At 56.0% G+C, this 17,250-nt stretch carries 16 protein-coding genes; 8 read left to right on the top strand and 8 right to left on the bottom strand.

Translation table 11 applies throughout. The annotated features are described in order from the left end of the window. Window positions 1-165 precede the first annotated feature (165 nt). Window positions 166-1,776 carry a S10 family peptidase gene (locus LB462_RS17975; RefSeq protein ID WP_224510848.1) on the top strand — a complete coding sequence of 537 codons (1,611 nt, stop codon included), beginning with the start codon at window positions 166-168 and terminating at the stop codon, window positions 1,774-1,776. 53 nt (window positions 1,777-1,829) lie between these two features. Here LB462_RS17975 and LB462_RS17970 read toward each other — a convergent pair whose 3' ends face one another. From LB462_RS17970 to LB462_RS17960, 3 genes are all read right to left on the bottom strand, one after another. Beyond that, window positions 1,830-2,300, bottom strand: a complete 471-nt coding sequence (locus LB462_RS17970) for a DUF2214 domain-containing protein (protein WP_224510846.1) — start codon at window positions 2,298-2,300, stop codon at window positions 1,830-1,832. A gap of 11 nt (window positions 2,301-2,311) precedes the next feature. Next, on the bottom strand, window positions 2,312-2,695 hold the full coding sequence (locus LB462_RS17965; RefSeq protein WP_224510844.1) for a DUF6152 family protein: 384 nt from the start codon (window positions 2,693-2,695) through the stop codon (window positions 2,312-2,314). Between the two features lie 79 nt (window positions 2,696-2,774). Next, entirely contained in the window at window positions 2,775-3,839 is a 1,065-nt protein-coding gene (locus LB462_RS17960) for a glycosyltransferase family 2 protein (protein WP_224510842.1), read from the bottom strand. A 175-nt stretch (window positions 3,840-4,014) separates the two neighbouring features. Between LB462_RS17960 and LB462_RS17955 the strand changes: the two genes are divergently transcribed. From LB462_RS17955 to LB462_RS17945, 3 genes are all read left to right on the top strand, one after another. Further along, complete coding sequence (locus tag LB462_RS17955; protein WP_224510840.1) at window positions 4,015-4,299, top strand: hypothetical protein; 285 nt, start codon at window positions 4,015-4,017, stop codon at window positions 4,297-4,299. Window positions 4,300-4,616: 317 nt separating this feature from the next. Further along, a complete protein-coding gene (locus LB462_RS17950) occupies window positions 4,617-5,537 on the top strand; it encodes a helix-turn-helix domain-containing protein (protein ID WP_224510838.1) in 921 nt (306 codons plus the stop codon). 568 nt (window positions 5,538-6,105) lie between these two features. Beyond that, window positions 6,106-7,206: a porin gene (locus LB462_RS17945; protein ID WP_224510836.1), complete on the top strand. Its 1,101-nt coding sequence runs from the start codon at window positions 6,106-6,108 to the stop codon at window positions 7,204-7,206. A gap of 113 nt (window positions 7,207-7,319) precedes the next feature. Here the strand turns inward: LB462_RS17945 and LB462_RS17940 are convergent, their stop codons facing one another. Continuing rightward, window positions 7,320-7,706: a hypothetical protein gene (locus LB462_RS17940; protein ID WP_224510835.1), complete on the bottom strand. Its 387-nt coding sequence runs from the start codon at window positions 7,704-7,706 to the stop codon at window positions 7,320-7,322. Window positions 7,707-8,063: 357 nt separating this feature from the next. On the opposite strand from LB462_RS17940, the gene LB462_RS17935 reads away from it, so the two are divergent. The 4 genes from LB462_RS17935 to LB462_RS17920 all read left to right on the top strand — a co-directional run bounded on the left by LB462_RS17935 (window position 8,064) and on the right by LB462_RS17920 (window position 11,741). Beyond that, window positions 8,064-9,614 (top strand): EAL domain-containing protein, encoded by a 1,551-nt coding sequence (locus LB462_RS17935; protein WP_224510833.1) that lies wholly within the window; start codon window positions 8,064-8,066, stop codon window positions 9,612-9,614. A 94-nt stretch (window positions 9,615-9,708) separates the two neighbouring features. Then, window positions 9,709-10,131 (top strand): hypothetical protein, encoded by a 423-nt coding sequence (locus LB462_RS17930; protein WP_224510831.1) that lies wholly within the window; start codon window positions 9,709-9,711, stop codon window positions 10,129-10,131. Between the two features lie 19 nt (window positions 10,132-10,150). Continuing rightward, a complete protein-coding gene (locus tag LB462_RS17925) occupies window positions 10,151-10,810 on the top strand; it encodes a lysophospholipid acyltransferase family protein (RefSeq protein WP_224510830.1) in 660 nt (219 codons plus the stop codon). Beyond that, window positions 10,803-11,741: a phosphatidate cytidylyltransferase gene (locus LB462_RS17920; RefSeq protein ID WP_224510827.1), complete on the top strand. Its 939-nt coding sequence runs from the start codon at window positions 10,803-10,805 to the stop codon at window positions 11,739-11,741. The genes LB462_RS17925 and LB462_RS17920 overlap by 8 nt, the downstream gene beginning before the upstream one ends. An 11-nt stretch (window positions 11,742-11,752) precedes the next feature. Here LB462_RS17920 and LB462_RS17915 read toward each other — a convergent pair whose 3' ends face one another. From LB462_RS17915 to LB462_RS17900, 4 genes are all read right to left on the bottom strand, one after another. Further along, complete coding sequence (locus tag LB462_RS17915) at window positions 11,753-12,907, bottom strand: fumarylacetoacetate hydrolase family protein (protein WP_224510825.1); 1,155 nt, start codon at window positions 12,905-12,907, stop codon at window positions 11,753-11,755. A gap of 145 nt (window positions 12,908-13,052) precedes the next feature. Continuing rightward, window positions 13,053-15,314 carry a xanthine dehydrogenase family protein molybdopterin-binding subunit gene (locus tag LB462_RS17910; protein WP_224510822.1) on the bottom strand — a complete coding sequence of 754 codons (2,262 nt, stop codon included), beginning with the start codon at window positions 15,312-15,314 and terminating at the stop codon, window positions 13,053-13,055. Next, window positions 15,314-15,811, bottom strand: a complete 498-nt coding sequence (locus LB462_RS17905; RefSeq protein WP_224510819.1) for a (2Fe-2S)-binding protein — start codon at window positions 15,809-15,811, stop codon at window positions 15,314-15,316. Before LB462_RS17905 ends, LB462_RS17910 begins: the two co-directional genes overlap by 1 nt. Further along, on the bottom strand, window positions 15,808-17,181 hold the full coding sequence (locus tag LB462_RS17900) for a c-type cytochrome (RefSeq protein ID WP_224510817.1): 1,374 nt from the start codon (window positions 17,179-17,181) through the stop codon (window positions 15,808-15,810). The genes LB462_RS17905 and LB462_RS17900 overlap by 4 nt, the downstream gene beginning before the upstream one ends. Window positions 17,182-17,250: the final 69 nt, after the last annotated feature.

Below are 17,250 nucleotides of genomic sequence, written 5' to 3'. Positions count from 1 at the left end.
CTCCAGAAATACTTCGGAGCGAGGCCTGCAATTTTTACGGCGTCGCAATGCCATTTGCCGGCCAATCGTCGCCATCTGGGTCAGATCAATATGTGTTGAGTTCCCTCTCCCGAGCGAACGGATACACTCTGTGCGGATGCCGCCGCATCGAAGGAGGAAGAGAGTTTGTATTTCCATCGCAGCATTCTGCGTCTAGCCGTCGCCTTTGCACTGCTAACTTCGCCAGCGTTTCCGCAAGACAATGCGCAGCAAGACGTTCGCACAGATGATCATAGTGGGAACGTCACGCAATCGCGGCCACCGTCGAGTGGTGAAGACAAGGCCAACCCTTCGAAGACGGAGGGCGACACGTCGACCGGCATTCTGGGCCTTTTGGCCGCGGATTCAGTTACCGATCACGTCTTGAAAACAAGAACGCAGGACCTTGCCTATACCGCCACCGCGGGCACCCTCAGCCTCTTCGGGCAAAATGGAGAGCGTACCGCTAAGATTTTCTATACCGCCTATGTCGCCCGCAACCGTCAACCCGGCCGTCCGCTCACCTTTGCCTTCAACGGCGGGCCGGGAGCCGCGTCGGCCTATCTCCACCTTGGACTGGTCGGGCCACGCATTCTCGATTTCGGCCCGAACGGACAGGATGGTACCAGCCCGACGCTCATGGACAATCCGGATAGTTGGCTGGAGTTCACTGACCTTGTGCTGATCGATCCCGTCGGCACGGGTTGGAGTCGTGCGGCGAGCGACAACGTTGCTTCGAATTTCTATGGGGTGGGCCAAGATGCGGAGAGCATTGCCAAGACGATCGCGCTCTACGTCAATCACAATGAGCGCATGGCTTCACCGAAATATCTGCTTGGCGAGAGTTACGGTGGCTTTCGCGCCGCAAAAGCCGCCTCTGCGCTTAAGGATGACCAAGGCATCCTTGTTTCGGGAATTATTATGCTGTCGCCACTCATTGAGGGACAGCTTTTGTTTGGGGAGAGGCAATATCCGTTGGGAGCGGCCCTGCAACTTCCTTCGCTTGCTGCTGCAGAGTTGGAACGCCGCAACGCCTTCGACCCGAGCGCGATCCGCGATGCAGAGCAATTTGCCATGACCGATTACCTTGTGACGCTTGCGGGACCTGAACCGTCAGGAAACGAGGCAAAGGCCTTCTACGCGCGGATTTCACAATTAACCGGCATACCTGAAGCAGTTGTAGGCCGGACGCGCGGCTTTCTTGACGACACTTATGTCAAGCACTCCAAGGGCAACGAATTCGAGGTTGTCAGTCCTTATGATGCGTCCTTTGCCGTCTCAGACCCCTATCCTGAGTCTGACGCTGACCGAAGCAACGATCCTATCCTTGATGGGTTCACGCGCTCATATGGGGCGGCTTTTGCCAGCTACGCCCGTAGTGAACTGGGTTTTCGAACTGAATTGACCTACAGACTGCTCGCGGACGACGTTAACGAGCGTTGGGAATGGGGTCGTCGCGGCAAAAGCGGCGGTATGCGAGCCCAAGCTAGCGCGACCGGCGATATTCGCGATCTGCTCTCGGTCATACCGTCTTTCCGTTTGTTGGTCGCACATGGTTACAGCGATGCAATAACGCCCTACGGGATCAGCAAATATGTCATTGACCATCTGCCGTCGTCGCTTGCAGCGGGCCGGGTCGACCTCAAGCTTTATCGTGGTGGCCATATGTTCTATACGCGGTCAAGCTCCCGGCGTGACCTGACCGCAGATGCAAGAACCTTCTTTTCCGGACAGATTGGAAAACCTCAAGGGGAATAGTGGGTAGCTTCCAGATTGACGACCATAGCAATGTGATAGGGCTCGCACATTGATTAGAGAAACCCGATCCACCGACCGGCAATTATGGCGCTGACCCAAAGGGCCACAGATAGGAATGCTGAAAGTTGCACTCTCCTGGACGGCTCTTTGTTCATAAGTGCGAGCCGCCAATGGCGATTTTGATTGAGCAGCAAAGCATTGGTGATACCCAACCCGACTATCCCAACCTTGATGAGGAAGGCGGGATTGTGAATGTATGCGATGGGCCTCACCGAAAAGAGCATCAATCCCGTGAGAATGGCAAGCGCAACACCTATTCCAGCAACACGTGAAAGCGGTGGGCCAAGCGCGCCGATCGGATACTGCCTGAATAGCCCCAGTATTCTAAGGTCCAGCGTGATGATAGCGCCCACGACAAGACCGATCGAAAGAATATGTGTCGCGTTGACAAGCAGATAGGCAATCTGAAACCGCCGGAGCATCACCGCTCCGGGCCATTCGGAAAGCGCTTGCAAAAACTCCATCAGAACGCTGGTCAGTTCGTCTTTATCCGCTCGGGGTAGATATCAAATGTCTTGCCGCCCACGGCGATCCGCACTGCCTTCAATCGTTTTTCGCTTGGGTCAGTGGACCGGTTGCCGAGTACAATTACCTCATCGCCGATTTTTGCCGAGCCGTGGACAAAGCCGGAGCGTTCGGTCTGACGCGGGTTGCCGAGTTCCACACGCCAAAGCCCATCATTCGCGGTTTCCACATCGAGCGTTGGGTGCGGTGGGCCGATATAGAGTTCACGGATCACACCCTTGAGCTCCATTTGATCGGCCTCGGCCCAAGACCACCCGTGATGCGCTGCAGCCCCCGAGACAATCGCCGTTGTAAAGATGGCACCGCCAAGGAACCGACCGTACAAATTCATCATGATATCCGCCTCCTCTGTCAGGTCGTCTCGTCGATTATCATAGGCCATTTCGAGCACCAGCACACGGTTCAAGATAGATTTATTCCATCGTATGCCGGATAATCTTTGACATGCGTGAAAGGAATGCCGGCCTGGACGATGCGACGAGCTTCCATGACAAGACCGTCTTTGCCATCTGCCGCGGCAGCACTCCGATGGATAAAAACCACGCCGCAAGGACCGCCCGACGGCGCAAGGATGCATTCATTTCCAGACTGGCGGTTACACCTGCGACGGACAGAGCCAGCTTGGAATCATCGGCCACGGGGTGCTGGTGCTCATCCACGCACAAGGATGCCAAGCGCTCTTCCAGATGAACCGGGTCGTGCAGATTGGCATCCGACGGCACTGTCAAACCGATCTCCGCCGCTTGATCCGACAGGGCCTCCAGGCGACGGAAATCATGCTCTACCCGCCAACGTGCTCGTTGGCCAAATTTCTCTGCAAAGACCGAGTGATTGCTCCCATGGATTCGGTAAGCTCCGAGACACCTCTCTATCGACGTCACTTTCCCGTAAAGAGGAGCCAACGTAACCAGATATCCGTCAGCCCCTTGCCTGAAGTCCGGTTCAGGTATCGGCATGATCGTTTCCAGCGTCGACCGGTCAAAGGCAAGACCGCTTGTCACCGTGGTTTGGTAACGGCCCTTGCGCAAGAGTTTCGGAACAACGTCACCAGAATCGAACGGTAGTTCGGGCGGAGGAAAGATGTCCTTGATCTGCTCTTCTTCATCAACGATGTGTAGTCTGAATTGCATCTGGGCGATTGTCGCTTCCCAGGCGCTGACCGCCTCTGATACCGCATTTGGGTAAAGGTAATCGTCAGCATCCAGAAAAAGAACGATTTCTCCCGAGGACGCCGCGAACCCCGTGTTGAATGCCGCCGCATGCCCGCCATTTCGTGCTCTGAGGCACGGGCGCACCTTGCCGCCATATGATTCGATGATCTCCACGGAGTTGTCGGTCGATTCGTCGTCGACAATGATGACCTCGACATCTTTGTAATCCTGCTCCAGTGCGCTATCGATGCACGGCCGTAGAAAGCGTGCATAGTTGTAGTTGGAAATAATGATCGATACCGGGGTGCGGTCAACGTCGGAATACATCGCGTTTAGCCTCAGCGTTTTGTTTCGGTTGCGGCGAACTGCAATAAGGCGTTGAAGCCATTGTGTCAGTCTGCACCTGGGTGTGTCCTAGTTATGACAAGTGCTGAGTAGCCCGCCTGTGCGTTGGTCTAAGGGCACACTTCATTCGCCCAAATATCGGTCGGAGGATATCGCTATGCATGGAGTCAACCAGCAACTTGAAGGTCTTTGCCTGGCCATCGCATCGATCAATCGCTTATTGGTCGCCAAGGGACTTGTCACACAGGAAGAATTGGACACCGCGCTTGAAAAGGCAGAGACAACTGCTCGCGGCGAGGATTGGTACACTGCTGTTTGCTTGCCGATCCGGATTCTTCAGGTCGCCAACGATACCGGGGCCGAGAAGCCGTGGTCAATTTCCAAACTTGCGAAGCTCGTTGCAGACAAGGAGCCGCATAAGCGTTCGGCTCGATACCGCTAGAGCAAATGCACTGGCGGACAAGCCACCAGAGTAGCCACCCACGAGCGCCGGGCAATCACAATAATGTGCGTGGGCAGATAGCAGGAGGCTGCTCAAATAGCCCTTTTTTGGACCACAATTCTCGAAAATTCGTACTACTGTCATATATAATGACCGTCATTATTACTTGTCTATTCATGATAACCACCATATAAAATATCAGCGCCAGAATCACCGAAGTTGTCAATTCGGGCGGACTAGTACGGGTGGGCGGCAATACATGGCCAGCTTTTTTGCACGGCCGTTGACCGCATATTTGTTCGACGGGAATCGTGCACATGGACGGCAACGTTGTTGATTTTGTTCCCTTCATTGCCGATGAGACCAGGTCGCGATGGTTGGTACAGCGGGTAGCGATTCTTCGGAACAATCCGCATTTTGCCCCCGCCGCGCTGATATTCTCGCAGGGCGTGGTCAATTTGTTCGAAGGTCACTACATGGCCAACAAAGTGATGGCGACCATGGCCAGACAGGTGATTTGCATGGCGGTCCTTGCATTGCATTTCGACCACACCAGCGGCAGCCACGGCGCAACCATATCGGCCATCCAACGCATTACCACTGACGCCAAATTGTGCAGCCTCAGTGCGACTGCGGCGAGCATCGATCTTCTCGAGAAGATTGGCCTTGTCAAACGTATACAGGATGAAACTGATCATAGAATTCATCTCATTCAGCCAACCGATAGCTTATTGGGCTGTGCGAAGAAAATCGTGGCGGTGGCGGTAGCGGCTGCCGATAGATTGTTTCCGCTAAGGCATTACCGGGATTTGTTGGACGATGCCGGTTTCCTGGAACGATACTTTGCCTCCAGCCTGCAGTCGCTGCTTGATATCAGCACGTGGATATCTGATCAGCCGGGTTCACGGTTGTTTGCGGCCAGCGGCAGTGGCGAGATACTTCTTTGCAAACTGATGTCGTTAAAGAAATCGCCGGGCGACAACCTTGTGAGCTTTCCATTTGATGAGATCGGAAGTCTCTACGGTGTATCGCGGACACATATTCGCCGGCTTATGAAAAGAGCAGAGGCTGAAGGGCTGGTGCACCTGCTTGAGGCGGGCGGTCGGAAGGTCAAGATCCTCTCTCCACTTGTTGATGTCTTTGAGAATATGGTCGCAGCCCATGTGGCGAAAACGCAATTCGGAATGCATCTTGCAAACAAGGATTACGACCTGCTTCCCATAGAGCGTTGTGCATAGACGATTCTGCTCCTGTTCGCAGGACGTCGGCGTTGAACCCTCAGGCCTCTGAACCCAACCCATAACCCCGCCCCGAGGGGCAGGGTCTTTGGCTATTGACTGGAGATCAACAGACCTTCCTTCCGATGCCATTTTATGCATCGGCAAGTTCGGCACGTTGACGTTGCATCCGATCTTATCGGCAGTCAAAGGACATAATCAGGTGCTTTCCGGCATCAAATTGCGGTCAAAGCATAACTACAAGGGTGGTTTTGGGACCCTTCTCCAAAATAATACCGGACGACGCTAAAATCAGCCACGTGCGCGTCATATCCGTGTGCCGTCCATGAAACCGCGTGAAACACCAGCGCTCATGTTGATCCTTGCTGTGTATTGACCAGCAGAAAAGTCTCCACCGGCACCGGTTTGCATGCACGTAAATGTAGCTTGGCAGCAACACCACGACGGGCCGCAAGATGCCATTGGATATGTCCTTTGACCTCAACCATCTCGAAGGAAGACATAGGCTCAGGCATCCGGACCATTCGTATGCTCTCACTAAACTCATTATCCTTAAACGGAGATCGACATGAATATCAAAAGCCTTCTTCTCGGCTCTGCTGCTGCACTTGTTGCAGTATCGGGCGCTCGCGCTGCGGATGCAGTCGTCGTGGCTGAGCCGGAGCCCGTCGAATACGTTCGCGTTTGCGATGCTTATGGCGCGGGCTTCTTCTACATTCCAGGCACCGAAACCTGCCTCAGGGTCGGCGGCATGGTCCGCTACGATGCACAGGCCGGCGACGATCCGTATGATGGTTCGAACCTCGGTCGCCTCAAGGCAGATGGCACCCGCGACGAGACCTATCACAAGCGCACACGTGCGGAAATCCGTATGGATGCCCGTTCGGAAACCGAACTCGGTACATTGCGTTCCTACATCGTCGGTCGCTTCCAGTATGATGATGGCGAAGACAGTGGCGGGTCTGTTCCAACAGCTTATATCGAGCTTGGCGGCTTCAAGATCGGTACGGACGACGAAATCTTCGGCTCCTGGGTCGGGTATGCCGGTGATATCATTCAGGACGATGTGATCAACTACCAGTCCGGCCAATCGAACCAGATCAGCTATACGTTCGTCGGGGGCAACGGTTTTTCGGCGATCGTCGCTGCCGAACAGGGTTCCGATGAGTTCGGCGACAACGTGATCGACGATTATATGCCGCACGTTCTAGCCGGTGCGAAATGGGAGCAGGCTTGGGGCAAGATTGCCGGCACGGTCGCTTACGATTCCAAACAGGAAGACATGGCAGCCAATCTGCGTGTGGACTTCAACATCACCGACAAGCTCTCGGTCTGGGTCTTGGGTGCCTATCAGTCTGACTTCGATAGGAATTCCTTCTTCACTGGCGAAACCAACTGGTTTGCCCAATGGCAGGGCGACTGGGCTGCCTGGGGTGGTTTTGCCGCCAAGGTAACCGACAAGGCGACCATCAATGCTCAGGCCGCATACGAAGATGAAGGCACATACGCTCTAGCTCTCAATGTAGCCTATCAGCTGGTACCGGGCTTCACCATCACGCCGGAAATTAACTACACCAAGTTTGATGGCGCACGGAAGGAAGACTCGATCGCCAATGGTGGTGACGATGATGCGTTCGGCGGCATCGTTCGCTTCCAGCGCAACTTCTAGTCAAGCTTCCAGATGAAATCGGGGCGGCGGGTTCCAACTCTCCGCCTTGACTGTTTCTATTTGCAGGTTGAACGATCGGCTCCGCTCGTTCCCTGCTTATCGCGACAACCGATCTATACTTTCGCCATCTCCGAATGGAGAAGAGCCTGCATATGTTCGGCCAGGTCGAGCTCGCCTCGCGCCGCAATCTTCAAAAGATATTGGGCCTTGGTCCGGCGATCCCCGTCGCTGATCGCAGAATAGGTACAGACAGCCAGAAGCGCTTTTTCCTCGGCCCGGCTGGCTTTGTCATGATCGCGATTATTACCGTCCATTGCCTGGATTGCCTTGCCAAACGCTTCGTAGGTTGTCTCGTGCGCATTGATTAGCGCCAGCAGGTCGCGGGACGGTTCCCTGTCCCGGGGTAGCGGCTCTACAGCAAAAGCCGCTGCCGCAACCGGTGCAGCGATTACGGCACTGCCGCAACCGAGAAGCAAGGCTCGGCGATCGATCGTGGACATGGCGAATTCTCCTCTCTTCTTCACTTCATCGCAGTCAGCCAGATCGGTGTCGTAAACACTGGCCAGGCTGTATTCCACCGTAGCACGAGGATTGACGCATTCATGTCAGTATGGATAGCACCTGCAATATTGCCCGTATTCTTGTCACCGCCGCGGGAACCAAAACTATATTGTCGCAATAGTCGAAGTCATCGCGTTCGTTCCGACGGCCGGAATTAAATCAAACTACTTAGTTTCTCTGTAGAACTCCGGAAAAATCAGAGAAATATTAACGGTCGTAGTGTCATTGATAGGCCTGCGCTTGAGTCAACATACTGGCGTGTCGATCCGTGGTGGAAGGCTTGGTGGATTCTCCGAATGTCGCGCTATTTTGATCGGCTGTGGTACAGGGCAATATTAATTGCTGTGTTGATTGCCGCTGGCGCCCTGTGCGGCATGTGGCTCAGCAGGCTTGTCGTCATCTCAAGTGACCGCGGGCAGATGCGAATCTTCTCCGACCGACTTCTTGATCGCGCGGTCGATGTCTTTACCGAAGCCGACCTGATGCTGACGGTCATCAATACGTCGCCCTATCCCTTTTGTTCGGACAAGGAAATATCGTATTTACGAGACGTGCTGTTCGGCACCAGATATCTCAAGGACATGGGCAGAGTGAGCGACGGCTTTTTCCATTGCTCCGCCGTGTTCGGTAACGGAAAAAAGCCGATGCCTCTGGTCGCGCATGATCTCGAAACGCCTGCGGGGAAGCTGATCTATGCGAATTCGCGCCTGGCCATATCGAATTCCAGCGCCCCAATAATCGGTATTGGCAAGGCAAACGTTGTATTGGATCCCGCTTCTTTCGAAACGCTCAAGAATTCCGCCTATGCCTACGTCGTCATGTACAATCCGCAAGGGACGTCCTCCACTGTCGGGATGTTCGGGTCATTGAATATCGGCAAGCTCGACGTGAAGCCGCCCGATGGCGTTGGCCGCATCGGGGATACTGTCTATCGTAATGTCTGCCGGGACATGGCATGCGTGACAGTTCATGCCGAGGTCAGTCAGCTTGAAGCATCAGCGCAACCGATCACGACGATAATTTCCATTTTTGGTGCTACGCTCGGCGGTGCTCTTGCCACGATTATCATCCTGCTTCGGCGTAACAATCTGAGCATGAAAACGAGGTTGCAACAGGCACTTGGGCACAACAGGCTGACGATGGAGTATCAACCTATCGTCGACATAGCGACAGGTCGCACGGTAGCAGCCGAGGCGCTTGTGCGCTGGAAGGAAAATGGAGAGACGATACCCCCGGACGTATTTATCCCTGTTGCTGAAAAAGCCGGGTTGATTAACCGGCTTACTATCTGTGTGATCGAAAATGTGCTTAAGGATATGGCGCCGGTTCTCGATGCCAATCCCGATTTTCACGTCAGCATCAACATAACCGCTGCGGATCTTTTCAACCGCGATTTCAGTGCCCAGCTCGCGTCACGTCTCGAGGAGGCGAACGTCACAAGCAGCCAGATCGTGCTTGAGATCACAGAACGTTCCACCGCTAACGCCGCCGATGCCATAGAAGCGATCAAGCGTCTGCGATCCCGCGGACACCGGATATTCATCGATGATTTCGGTACGGGATATTCGAGCCTCGCCTATCTCGGTGAACTCAATGTCGACGGGATAAAGATCGACAGGTCCTTTACCCAGACGATCGGAACCGGTTCTGTCTCGGTCTCAATCGTACCGCAGATCATCGGGATGGCCCATGTCCACCATTTGGATATCGTCGTCGAAGGCATCGAGACACCCGCCCAGCGTGACTATTTTGCGGCTCTTGTTCCCAAGGTTGACGGACAGGGGTGGCTCTTCGGCCGCCCTACCAGTGCGGCAACAATCAGGGAACTCCTGAATTCGCTCACATGAATGTTTCGTGCATACCGAACTGATTTGAAATCCGTCCCCTCCTGGATCATAAGTAACAACAAGCCATAAGGCACAATCAAATGGGATGATTTCTATGGAGGAAGACGCCGCCACTTTCGCGGCCCGATTGAAACACCGGGCGCATACCTATGGATTTTTTACATGTGTCCTTCTGGTCGTATCGTCCATCATCGGTGATGCGGGAGGTCCGCTTTTCAGCTGGCTCTGGCCCCTGTTGATCATCGGCGGGTTGTTGACCCTTTTCCTGGCCGTCTACCTTCGTTTCGATGCCGCGCTGTTTCGCTTTATCGCATCCCATGACGATGAGACCGAAGGCTGCCGCGCGGTAGATGACATTCTCGCGCGGATGCATTTACGAAAGCGGCCGGATAGGACGCGACCTTTGCAGGCGCGCATGACACGAACCAACGGCCTCTTGATGAAACTGCACCTTGCTTTTGCGGCTTTTCTTGCTTTATTCGCTGCGATAACAGCCTATGGGTTGTGGACCGGTTAAAGACAACCGGAGGGGGCATATGATCGAAAACAAACCGCTATTGCGGCGAGCGGCTGCCATGGTGCTTGCTGGCGTCGCGCGTGCCATAACCGGCGTGCGGCCGATTTGGCAGGGCTGTACGCCATCGAAGCGCCAGCGAATCTATTTCGCCAATCACGCCAGTCACGGCGATTTCATTCTGCTTTCCACATGCCTGCTCCCGGAAGAGCGCGAACGCACCCGTGCGGTCGCCGGAGCTGATTACTGGCGGAAAACCAGGATCCGGCATGTCCTGGCCCGTGACCTGCTCAATACGGTACTTGTCGAGCGGAACTGGGTGGAGCGTGAGCAAGACCCGATGGTCATAATGCTGAACGCGCTCGAAGATGGCCACTCGCTAATCATCTTTCCCGAAGGCACACGCAACATGACCGATGAGCCACTGCTGCGTTTCCGCTCGGGCCTATACAACCTGGCCTTCGCCCGGCCCGATGTCGAACTCGTTCCGTGCTGGATCGAAAACATGTCGCGCGTTCTTCCCAAGGGTGCTTTTCTACCGGTGCCGTTGCTTTGCCGCGTCATCTTCGGCGCGCCCGTCGAGCTCTCGCCCGCTGAAGATCGTCATGCTTTTCTCGACAGGGCGCGGCAGGCTTTGCTTGAGCTTAACCCGGAACACCAGAGGTCGCTCAACCATGGCTGAAACGATATGGCTGTTCCTTGGCCTCCTTGGCATATTGACGGCCGCTAGCGCCGTCGCGACCATGCTGAGCTGGAAGAGCACACGCAAAGGCGATGTTCTGCCTTCAACACTCGCCAATTTGAACTCGCGGATCAAGGCGTGGTGGATCATGATCGCCACCATCTCCATTGCATTCCTTTTCGGCAAGGGAGGCGTCATCCTGCTGTTCGCCTTTGTTTCTTTTGCGGCCTTGCGCGAATACGTGACGCTGACACACACGCGCCGCGGTGACCACTGGATACTGCTCGGTATGTTTTTGGTCATTATCCCGGTTCAATACTATCTGCTCTGGATCGAATGGTACGGAATGTTCTCGATCTTCGTGCCGGTCTATTGCTTCCTTGCGATGCCCGCTCTGACAGCGATCTCCGGCGACACGGAGCGGTTCCTCGAACGCGTCAGCGAGCAGCAATGGGGTATCATGCTCTCGGTCTATTGCCTCAGCCATGTACCCGCTCTGCTGACACTTCCGATACCCGGTTTCGAAGGCAAAGGGCTCCTGCTCATCGCATTTCTGATCGCCACTGTGCAGGGCAGCGATGTGCTGCAATATGTCTTCGGCAAGCTCTTCGGCAGGAACAAGGTCGCGCCAAAAATATCCCCCTCGAAAACGTGGGAGGGTCTGATTGGTGGTGTCATCAGCGCGTCACTGCTCGGAGCCGCGCTTTATTGGCTGACGCCTTTCACTCCTCTGCAAGCCGGCCTGATGGCCGGGCTTGCCTGCATCATGGGATTCTTCGGCGGATTGGTTGCCTCGGCGATAAAGCGCGATCGTGGCGTCAAGGATTGGGGCCACATGATCGAGGGCCATGGCGGCATGCTTGACCGGGCCGACAGTCTGGTCTTTGCCGCCCCGATCTTCTTTCACATGGTTCGTTACTTCTGGACTTAGCAACAGGCTATCTAGAGCAGGTCAGCTTTCGCGAGATCACGCAGCAGATGGCTCGCGCCATATGTCCATGGGGCACATTCGGTCGAAAGCCGGACGCGGTTCGACAATGTTCCCAACGACGGCGTCGAGATAGAAACGACGTCGTTCATCTTATGGGTGAAGCCCTTGCCAGGCCCGTCGCGATCCTTGACCGGCGCGAACATCGTGCCGAGGTAGAGCACAAGACCGTCCGGATACTGATGGTGCTGCCCGATCGTGGCTTCGACCAGCGATTCCGGTGTGCGTGATATTTTCGCCATGCTTGAATGGCCATCAAGCACAAACCCGTCCTCTCCCTCAACGCGCATGCTGAGTTCCGCCGCCTTGACAGTCTCTATGGTGAAATCACCATCGAACAGGCGGACAAATGGTCCGACAGAGCCCGAGGCATTGTTGTCTTTTGCCTTGCCCAGCAACAACGCCGAGCGCCCTTCCACATCGCGTAGATTGACGTCGTTGCCGAGTGTTGCACCAACGATCCGCCCGGCACTTGAAACGACCAGCACGATTTCGGGCTCCGGATTGTTCCAGCTCGAAATCGGGTGCAGTCCGACATCGGCTCCGAAGCCCACAGTCGACATGGGCTGACCCTTGGTGAAGATCTCCGCATCGGGACCGATCCCGACTTCGAGGTACTGGCTCCAGACGCCGCGGGCGATCAATGCCTCCTTGACCTGCATCGCCGCCGGGGAACCGGGCACGATCTTTGAGAGGTCCGCACCGATAAGTTTGAGAACGTCCTCACGCAGTGAATCAGCCTTTGCCTTGTCACCTTTCGCCTGCTCCTCGATGACCCGCTCGAGCAAGGAAGCGACGAAGGTCACGCCTGATGCTTTTACAGCCTGCAGATCTATCGGGGAAAGCAGCGCAGGAAGCGCCGGGTCATGTTTCTCCGTCCAGCTGTTCTCGATGATGGCGTCTACGTCACCAAGCTTTGTCCCCGCAGTTCCGGAAACATAACTGGCTGGATTGTCGAGTTCGGCAATATCACGCACGGTTGGCGCTGCTTTGGCAGTGATATCGAAAACCACGCCATCACGCACCGCAACAATCCGCGGGGTGGCATGGCCGGGAATTTTGGCGCGACCGACAAGAACACCGGAGCTGGGCACGATTGTATTTGGCATGGTCTGATTCCTGATATCTGTGGCGTGGCGCGCTGCGAATGGTGGCTGCGGATGAATGCGCCGCAGTTATGCGACAGGGCATCCCACCAATCAAGACCGCATGATGCAAGAGGCTCCAGCCAAATCAGGTTACGCTGAAGTCGTGTCAAACTCCGAGCGTTGCTTTCACCCGCGCCGGCGAAAAAGGTAGATTGTAAAGACGCTTGCCTGTCGCATTGGCGAGTGCGTTGGCAAGTGCAGCGGATGTCGGTCCCTGCGCAGCCTCGGCGACGCCGAGATAGGGCGAACCGGGATTATCCACAATATGGACATCAAGAGTGCCCGGTACAGCACTGAACCGCAGGATCGGATAGGTCGACCAATCTGAACTCCTAATCCGCGTATTGTCGAAATTGACCTCTTCATACATCGTCCAGCTCAACGACTGGATGATGCCGCCCTCCGTCTGGTTGCGGATGCTGTCGGGAGCCGCCGCCTCACCGCAATCGACAGCGGAAACGATGCGCGGTACGCGGATCTTGCCCGTTTCCTTGTCGACATCGATCTCCATCGCCAGTGCCAGATAGGCGGCATGGTTCTTGTATTTGGCAAAGGCAAATCCCCGGCCACGTCCTTCTGGCATGGGATTGCTCGACCAGTTGAAAGCCTCGGCCGCCGTCGAGATCACCTTGCGCGCCCTTGGATCCTCCATGTGCTTGAGGCGGAACTCGACCGGATCCGCTCCTGCTTCCTTCGCCAGTTGATCCATGAAACTTTCAATCGAAAACACGTTTGCGTAGGCGCCCAGCCCCCGTAGCGAAGAAACCCGCACTGGCATATCGGCGATGAAGTGCCAAAGCACCCGCAGATTGGGGATGGAATAAAGCGGTATGGCGTTGCGATCGCCGTTGCCAAGCGGCGTGATGCTCATCACGGGTTTGTCTGGTGGATAGCCCGGTTCCATCAGTTGCCCGGGTAGCAGTGCGCCCGCACTGCCCGGCCTTGCCGAGTGGGTGTTGCTCCATAGGTCGTACTTCCAATTGACGATCTTGCCTGACGCATCGAGTGATGCGCTGACCTTGGTCAGCATAGCCGGACCATAGGGTTCCCATAGGTGCTCCTGATCACGCATCCACTGTACCTTGACAGGTCGGCCTGGAAGGGCGCGCGCAATCAATGCCGCGTCGCCGGCTGCATCGTCGGCGCCGTTGTGTCCATAGCAGCCTGACCCTTCCGTATGGATGCAGCGTACCTTGTCCAGAGGCATGCCGAGCATTTGCGCGATCGCCTTGCGGTCCGGATAAACACCCTGGGTATGGGTCCACACGGTCATCGTGCCGTTGTCGAGATGAGCCACGGAGCACGAGGGTCCGATCGATGCATGCATCTGATATGGCCGCATAAACTGAGCGCTGAATGTCTTTACGCCGCCAGTAAAATCACCGCCGGCCTCGGCGACGACGCCCTGCTCGCTTTCGCTCCTTTGCAGAACGGCGGGTAGATCCTGCTCGTTCGGCAAGCGAGGCTTTTCTTCCCACTCGGCAAGGCCCGTCAGAGCCCGCATGGCTTGTACGGCCTGAAACTCCTTCTCCGCAGCCACCGCGAGAAAATTGCCATCGCGAATAACAGCAACCACACCCGGCATCGCCTTGATGGAGGCGGTATCGATATCCTTCAGCGTCGCGAACCAACTGGGCGGGCGGACAACGCGGGCATGCAACATCCCCGGCAGCCGCATATCCTGTACATATGCCGGACCGCCGGTAACCTTGGCCGGGATATCCACACGCGCGAACGGCTTGCCAATATATTCATAAGCGTCCGGGGACTTGAGCTTTGACTTCGGCTGCGCGTCCACATGCAGCATATCGGTCATGACCACTTCGCCATATCCGATCGACTTGCCATCAGGTCCGGCAATACGGCCATTCTGCGCCTTGAGCTGATCGGCAGGAACTTGCAATTTGCCGCTGGCTTGCTGGATCAGGATCTCGCGTACCTGCGCCGCGGCATTGCGGATTGCCGTGCCACTGTTCTGGACCGTCTGGCTGCCGGCGGTGAAGCCTTCGTCCGGGGTGATCGCCGTATCAGCAGTGATCAGATTGATCGACGCAGGCGGAACTTCGAGTTCTTCCGCCGCGATCTGACGCAGCGACGTCTTGGTTCCCTGCCCGAGTTCTGCCTTGCCGGTATAGACCGTAACCGAGCTATCCGCATCGATCCGGATCCATGCGTCCAGTGAAGGCGTATCGGCCAGGCTACCGGGCAGCTTGGGACCGGCCGCTACCGGTTCTGGTGGTTTCGCCGGTACATTGAGTTCGCCCTCCTGGGCGAAGGCATGGTCTTTCAGCGAAAAACTGACGACCAGCGCCCCGGTACCCAACAACAGGTTGCGGCGCGTAACATTCGGTAAGCGGGGAGCGTTCATCAGACTTTCCTTTCGCCGCTTGCAGGTGTCATGGCTGCTGTTTTCATCAATTCCCGTGCGCGTTTCACGGCTTTGAGAATACGCAAATGCGTTCCGCACCGGCACAAATTCGGTTCAAGCGTCACTTGGATTTCCGCATCGCTCGCATCGGGCTTCGATTGCAGCAATGCCTGGGCGCGCATCATCATCCCGGGAATGCAATAGCCGCATTGCGCAGCCTGTTCTTCGATAAATGCCTGTTGCATCGGGCCAGGACTATCGATGGTTCCGAGGCCCTCCACAGTCTTGATCTCGCGTCCCTCAAGCAAGAGGATCGGTGTCAGGCAGGAGAAGATTGCCTTCCCGTCCACCATCACGGTGCAGGCACCGCATTGCCCCAGTCCACAACCGAACTTGGCAGCGTTGAGTTCGAGGTCGTTGCGCAAGACATAGAGCAGCGGCGTCGCGGGATCGGCATCCACTTCGTGCGTGCTGCCATTGACGTTGAGTTTCATCACTGATCCTCCGCTCCTATATTGCTGGGGCCGCGCTCGATCCCGTCGGAGGGCCGGACGCTGACATGGTATTTACCGTTTCTGGTATCGGCTGCGCGTTGGACGACATCGGTCCACGCTGGCTGATCAGTAAAATGCTGGCGCAGATGGCCAAGCAGATCGTTCAGCTGATCGTTTGTCAGCACATCGGCGAAACCTGGCATGATAGCGCTCGTCCGACCATTTGCTGCTGGAAGACCGTAGAGCACCATGTTGATGGCGTTTTGCGCGTCTGGTGCATGCACCGTGGAGCTGAGCCGCAGATCAAGTCCACCGAAAGGTTGCGGCCGGCCGTTTTCATGGCAAGCGGCACAGGCAGCCTTATAGATCGCAGCCCCTTTTCCGCCTGACGATGGATCGTTGCTTATCGCAGACGTGATCGGGCCCGATTTTATCTCTTCTAGGAGTTTGTCTGACTTGGCGCGACGCTCCGCGGAAGGTTCGCCCATGATCGATGCGATGTAAGTCGACATTGCACGAATATCGCTGTCGGGCAGCAGTCCGAGATTTCCGGTAACTTCACCCATGGGGCCATTAGCGACGCCGTGATCCGGGTGCCAGCCCTGCCGCAAATAGGTGTAGAGGCTATCCTTGTCCCAGACCACAGGCGCGGGCGACGATCCGTTGAGCGCGAAGGCGCTCCAACCCTCGGCTTCGCCGCCGGCAAGGTGCAATGAAACCTTTTCGGCACCAAGCGAATTGCGCGGTGTATGGCACGCACCGCAATGGCCCAGGCCATTGACCAGATAGGCACCACGGTTCCATTCCTCGTTTTGGCCTGCATCGGCCTGATAGGCGCCATCCCTGAAGAACAGCATCTTCCAGCCAGCCAGAACCAGACGCACGTTCAAGGGAAAAGGCAGTTCATTCGGTGGCGGCGTGGCTTTCACTGGCTGACGTGTCATCAGGAAAGCATACAGCGCACGGTTGTCGTCATCCGAGACATTGGTGAAGTGATCATACGGGAAAGCGGGATAGAGATGCTCGCCCTTGCGTCCGACACCATCGCGCATGGCCCGCTGAAAAGCCGCTTCCGACCATGTTCCTATACCGGTCTCCGCGTCGGGCGTGATGTTGCTGGAATAGATCGTCCCGAACGGTGTTGGAATGGTCAGCCCGCCGGCAAAGGATTTTCCGCCGGGATTGGTATGGCAAGCCGTGCAGTTGCCGACGGCGGCGAGTTTCGCCCCATGCTCAATCAAGGCCTGATCGAAGGATGCACGTTCTGGTGGTTTGATTGGAGCAATTTCCGGCCTCCACGCGTAAACAAAAACACCCGCAACACCGACAACGATCAGCGCTCCAAGACCGGTAAGAAAACGACCGAATTTCACAGGCAATCCTTGGAATCAAACGTCCAACCATCGGGGCCGGGATACTCGGCGCGTGCAAAAGTTGGCGAG

Source organism: Phyllobacterium chamaecytisi, assembly GCF_020164455.1.
Lineage (GTDB): Bacteria > Pseudomonadota > Alphaproteobacteria > Rhizobiales > Rhizobiaceae > Phyllobacterium > Phyllobacterium chamaecytisi.
Note: the sequence above shows the minus strand (reverse complement) of the source record. Positions and strands in the feature narration are given on the sequence as shown.

Excerpts from the sequence above, each read along its gene's own strand:
- LB462_RS17970 (WP_224510846.1), bottom strand. The coding sequence starts at position 2,300 with ATGGAGTTTTTGCAAGCGCTTTCCGAATGGCCCGGAGCGGTGATGCTC.
- LB462_RS17965 (WP_224510844.1), bottom strand. The coding sequence starts at position 2,695 with ATGATGAATTTGTACGGTCGGTTCCTTGGCGGTGCCATCTTTACAACG.
- LB462_RS17960 (WP_224510842.1), bottom strand. The coding sequence starts at position 3,839 with ATGTATTCCGACGTTGACCGCACCCCGGTATCGATCATTATTTCCAAC.
- LB462_RS17955 (WP_224510840.1), top strand. The coding sequence starts at position 4,015 with ATGCATGGAGTCAACCAGCAACTTGAAGGTCTTTGCCTGGCCATCGCA.
- LB462_RS17950 (WP_224510838.1), top strand. The coding sequence starts at position 4,617 with ATGGACGGCAACGTTGTTGATTTTGTTCCCTTCATTGCCGATGAGACC.
- LB462_RS17945 (WP_224510836.1), top strand. The coding sequence starts at position 6,106 with ATGAATATCAAAAGCCTTCTTCTCGGCTCTGCTGCTGCACTTGTTGCA.
- LB462_RS17940 (WP_224510835.1), bottom strand. The coding sequence starts at position 7,706 with ATGTCCACGATCGATCGCCGAGCCTTGCTTCTCGGTTGCGGCAGTGCC.
- LB462_RS17935 (WP_224510833.1), top strand. The coding sequence starts at position 8,064 with ATGTCGCGCTATTTTGATCGGCTGTGGTACAGGGCAATATTAATTGCT.
- LB462_RS17930 (WP_224510831.1), top strand. The coding sequence starts at position 9,709 with ATGGAGGAAGACGCCGCCACTTTCGCGGCCCGATTGAAACACCGGGCG.
- LB462_RS17925 (WP_224510830.1), top strand. The coding sequence starts at position 10,151 with ATGATCGAAAACAAACCGCTATTGCGGCGAGCGGCTGCCATGGTGCTT.
- LB462_RS17920 (WP_224510827.1), top strand. The coding sequence starts at position 10,803 with ATGGCTGAAACGATATGGCTGTTCCTTGGCCTCCTTGGCATATTGACG.
- LB462_RS17915 (WP_224510825.1), bottom strand. The coding sequence starts at position 12,907 with ATGCCAAATACAATCGTGCCCAGCTCCGGTGTTCTTGTCGGTCGCGCC.
- LB462_RS17910 (WP_224510822.1), bottom strand. The coding sequence starts at position 15,314 with ATGAACGCTCCCCGCTTACCGAATGTTACGCGCCGCAACCTGTTGTTG.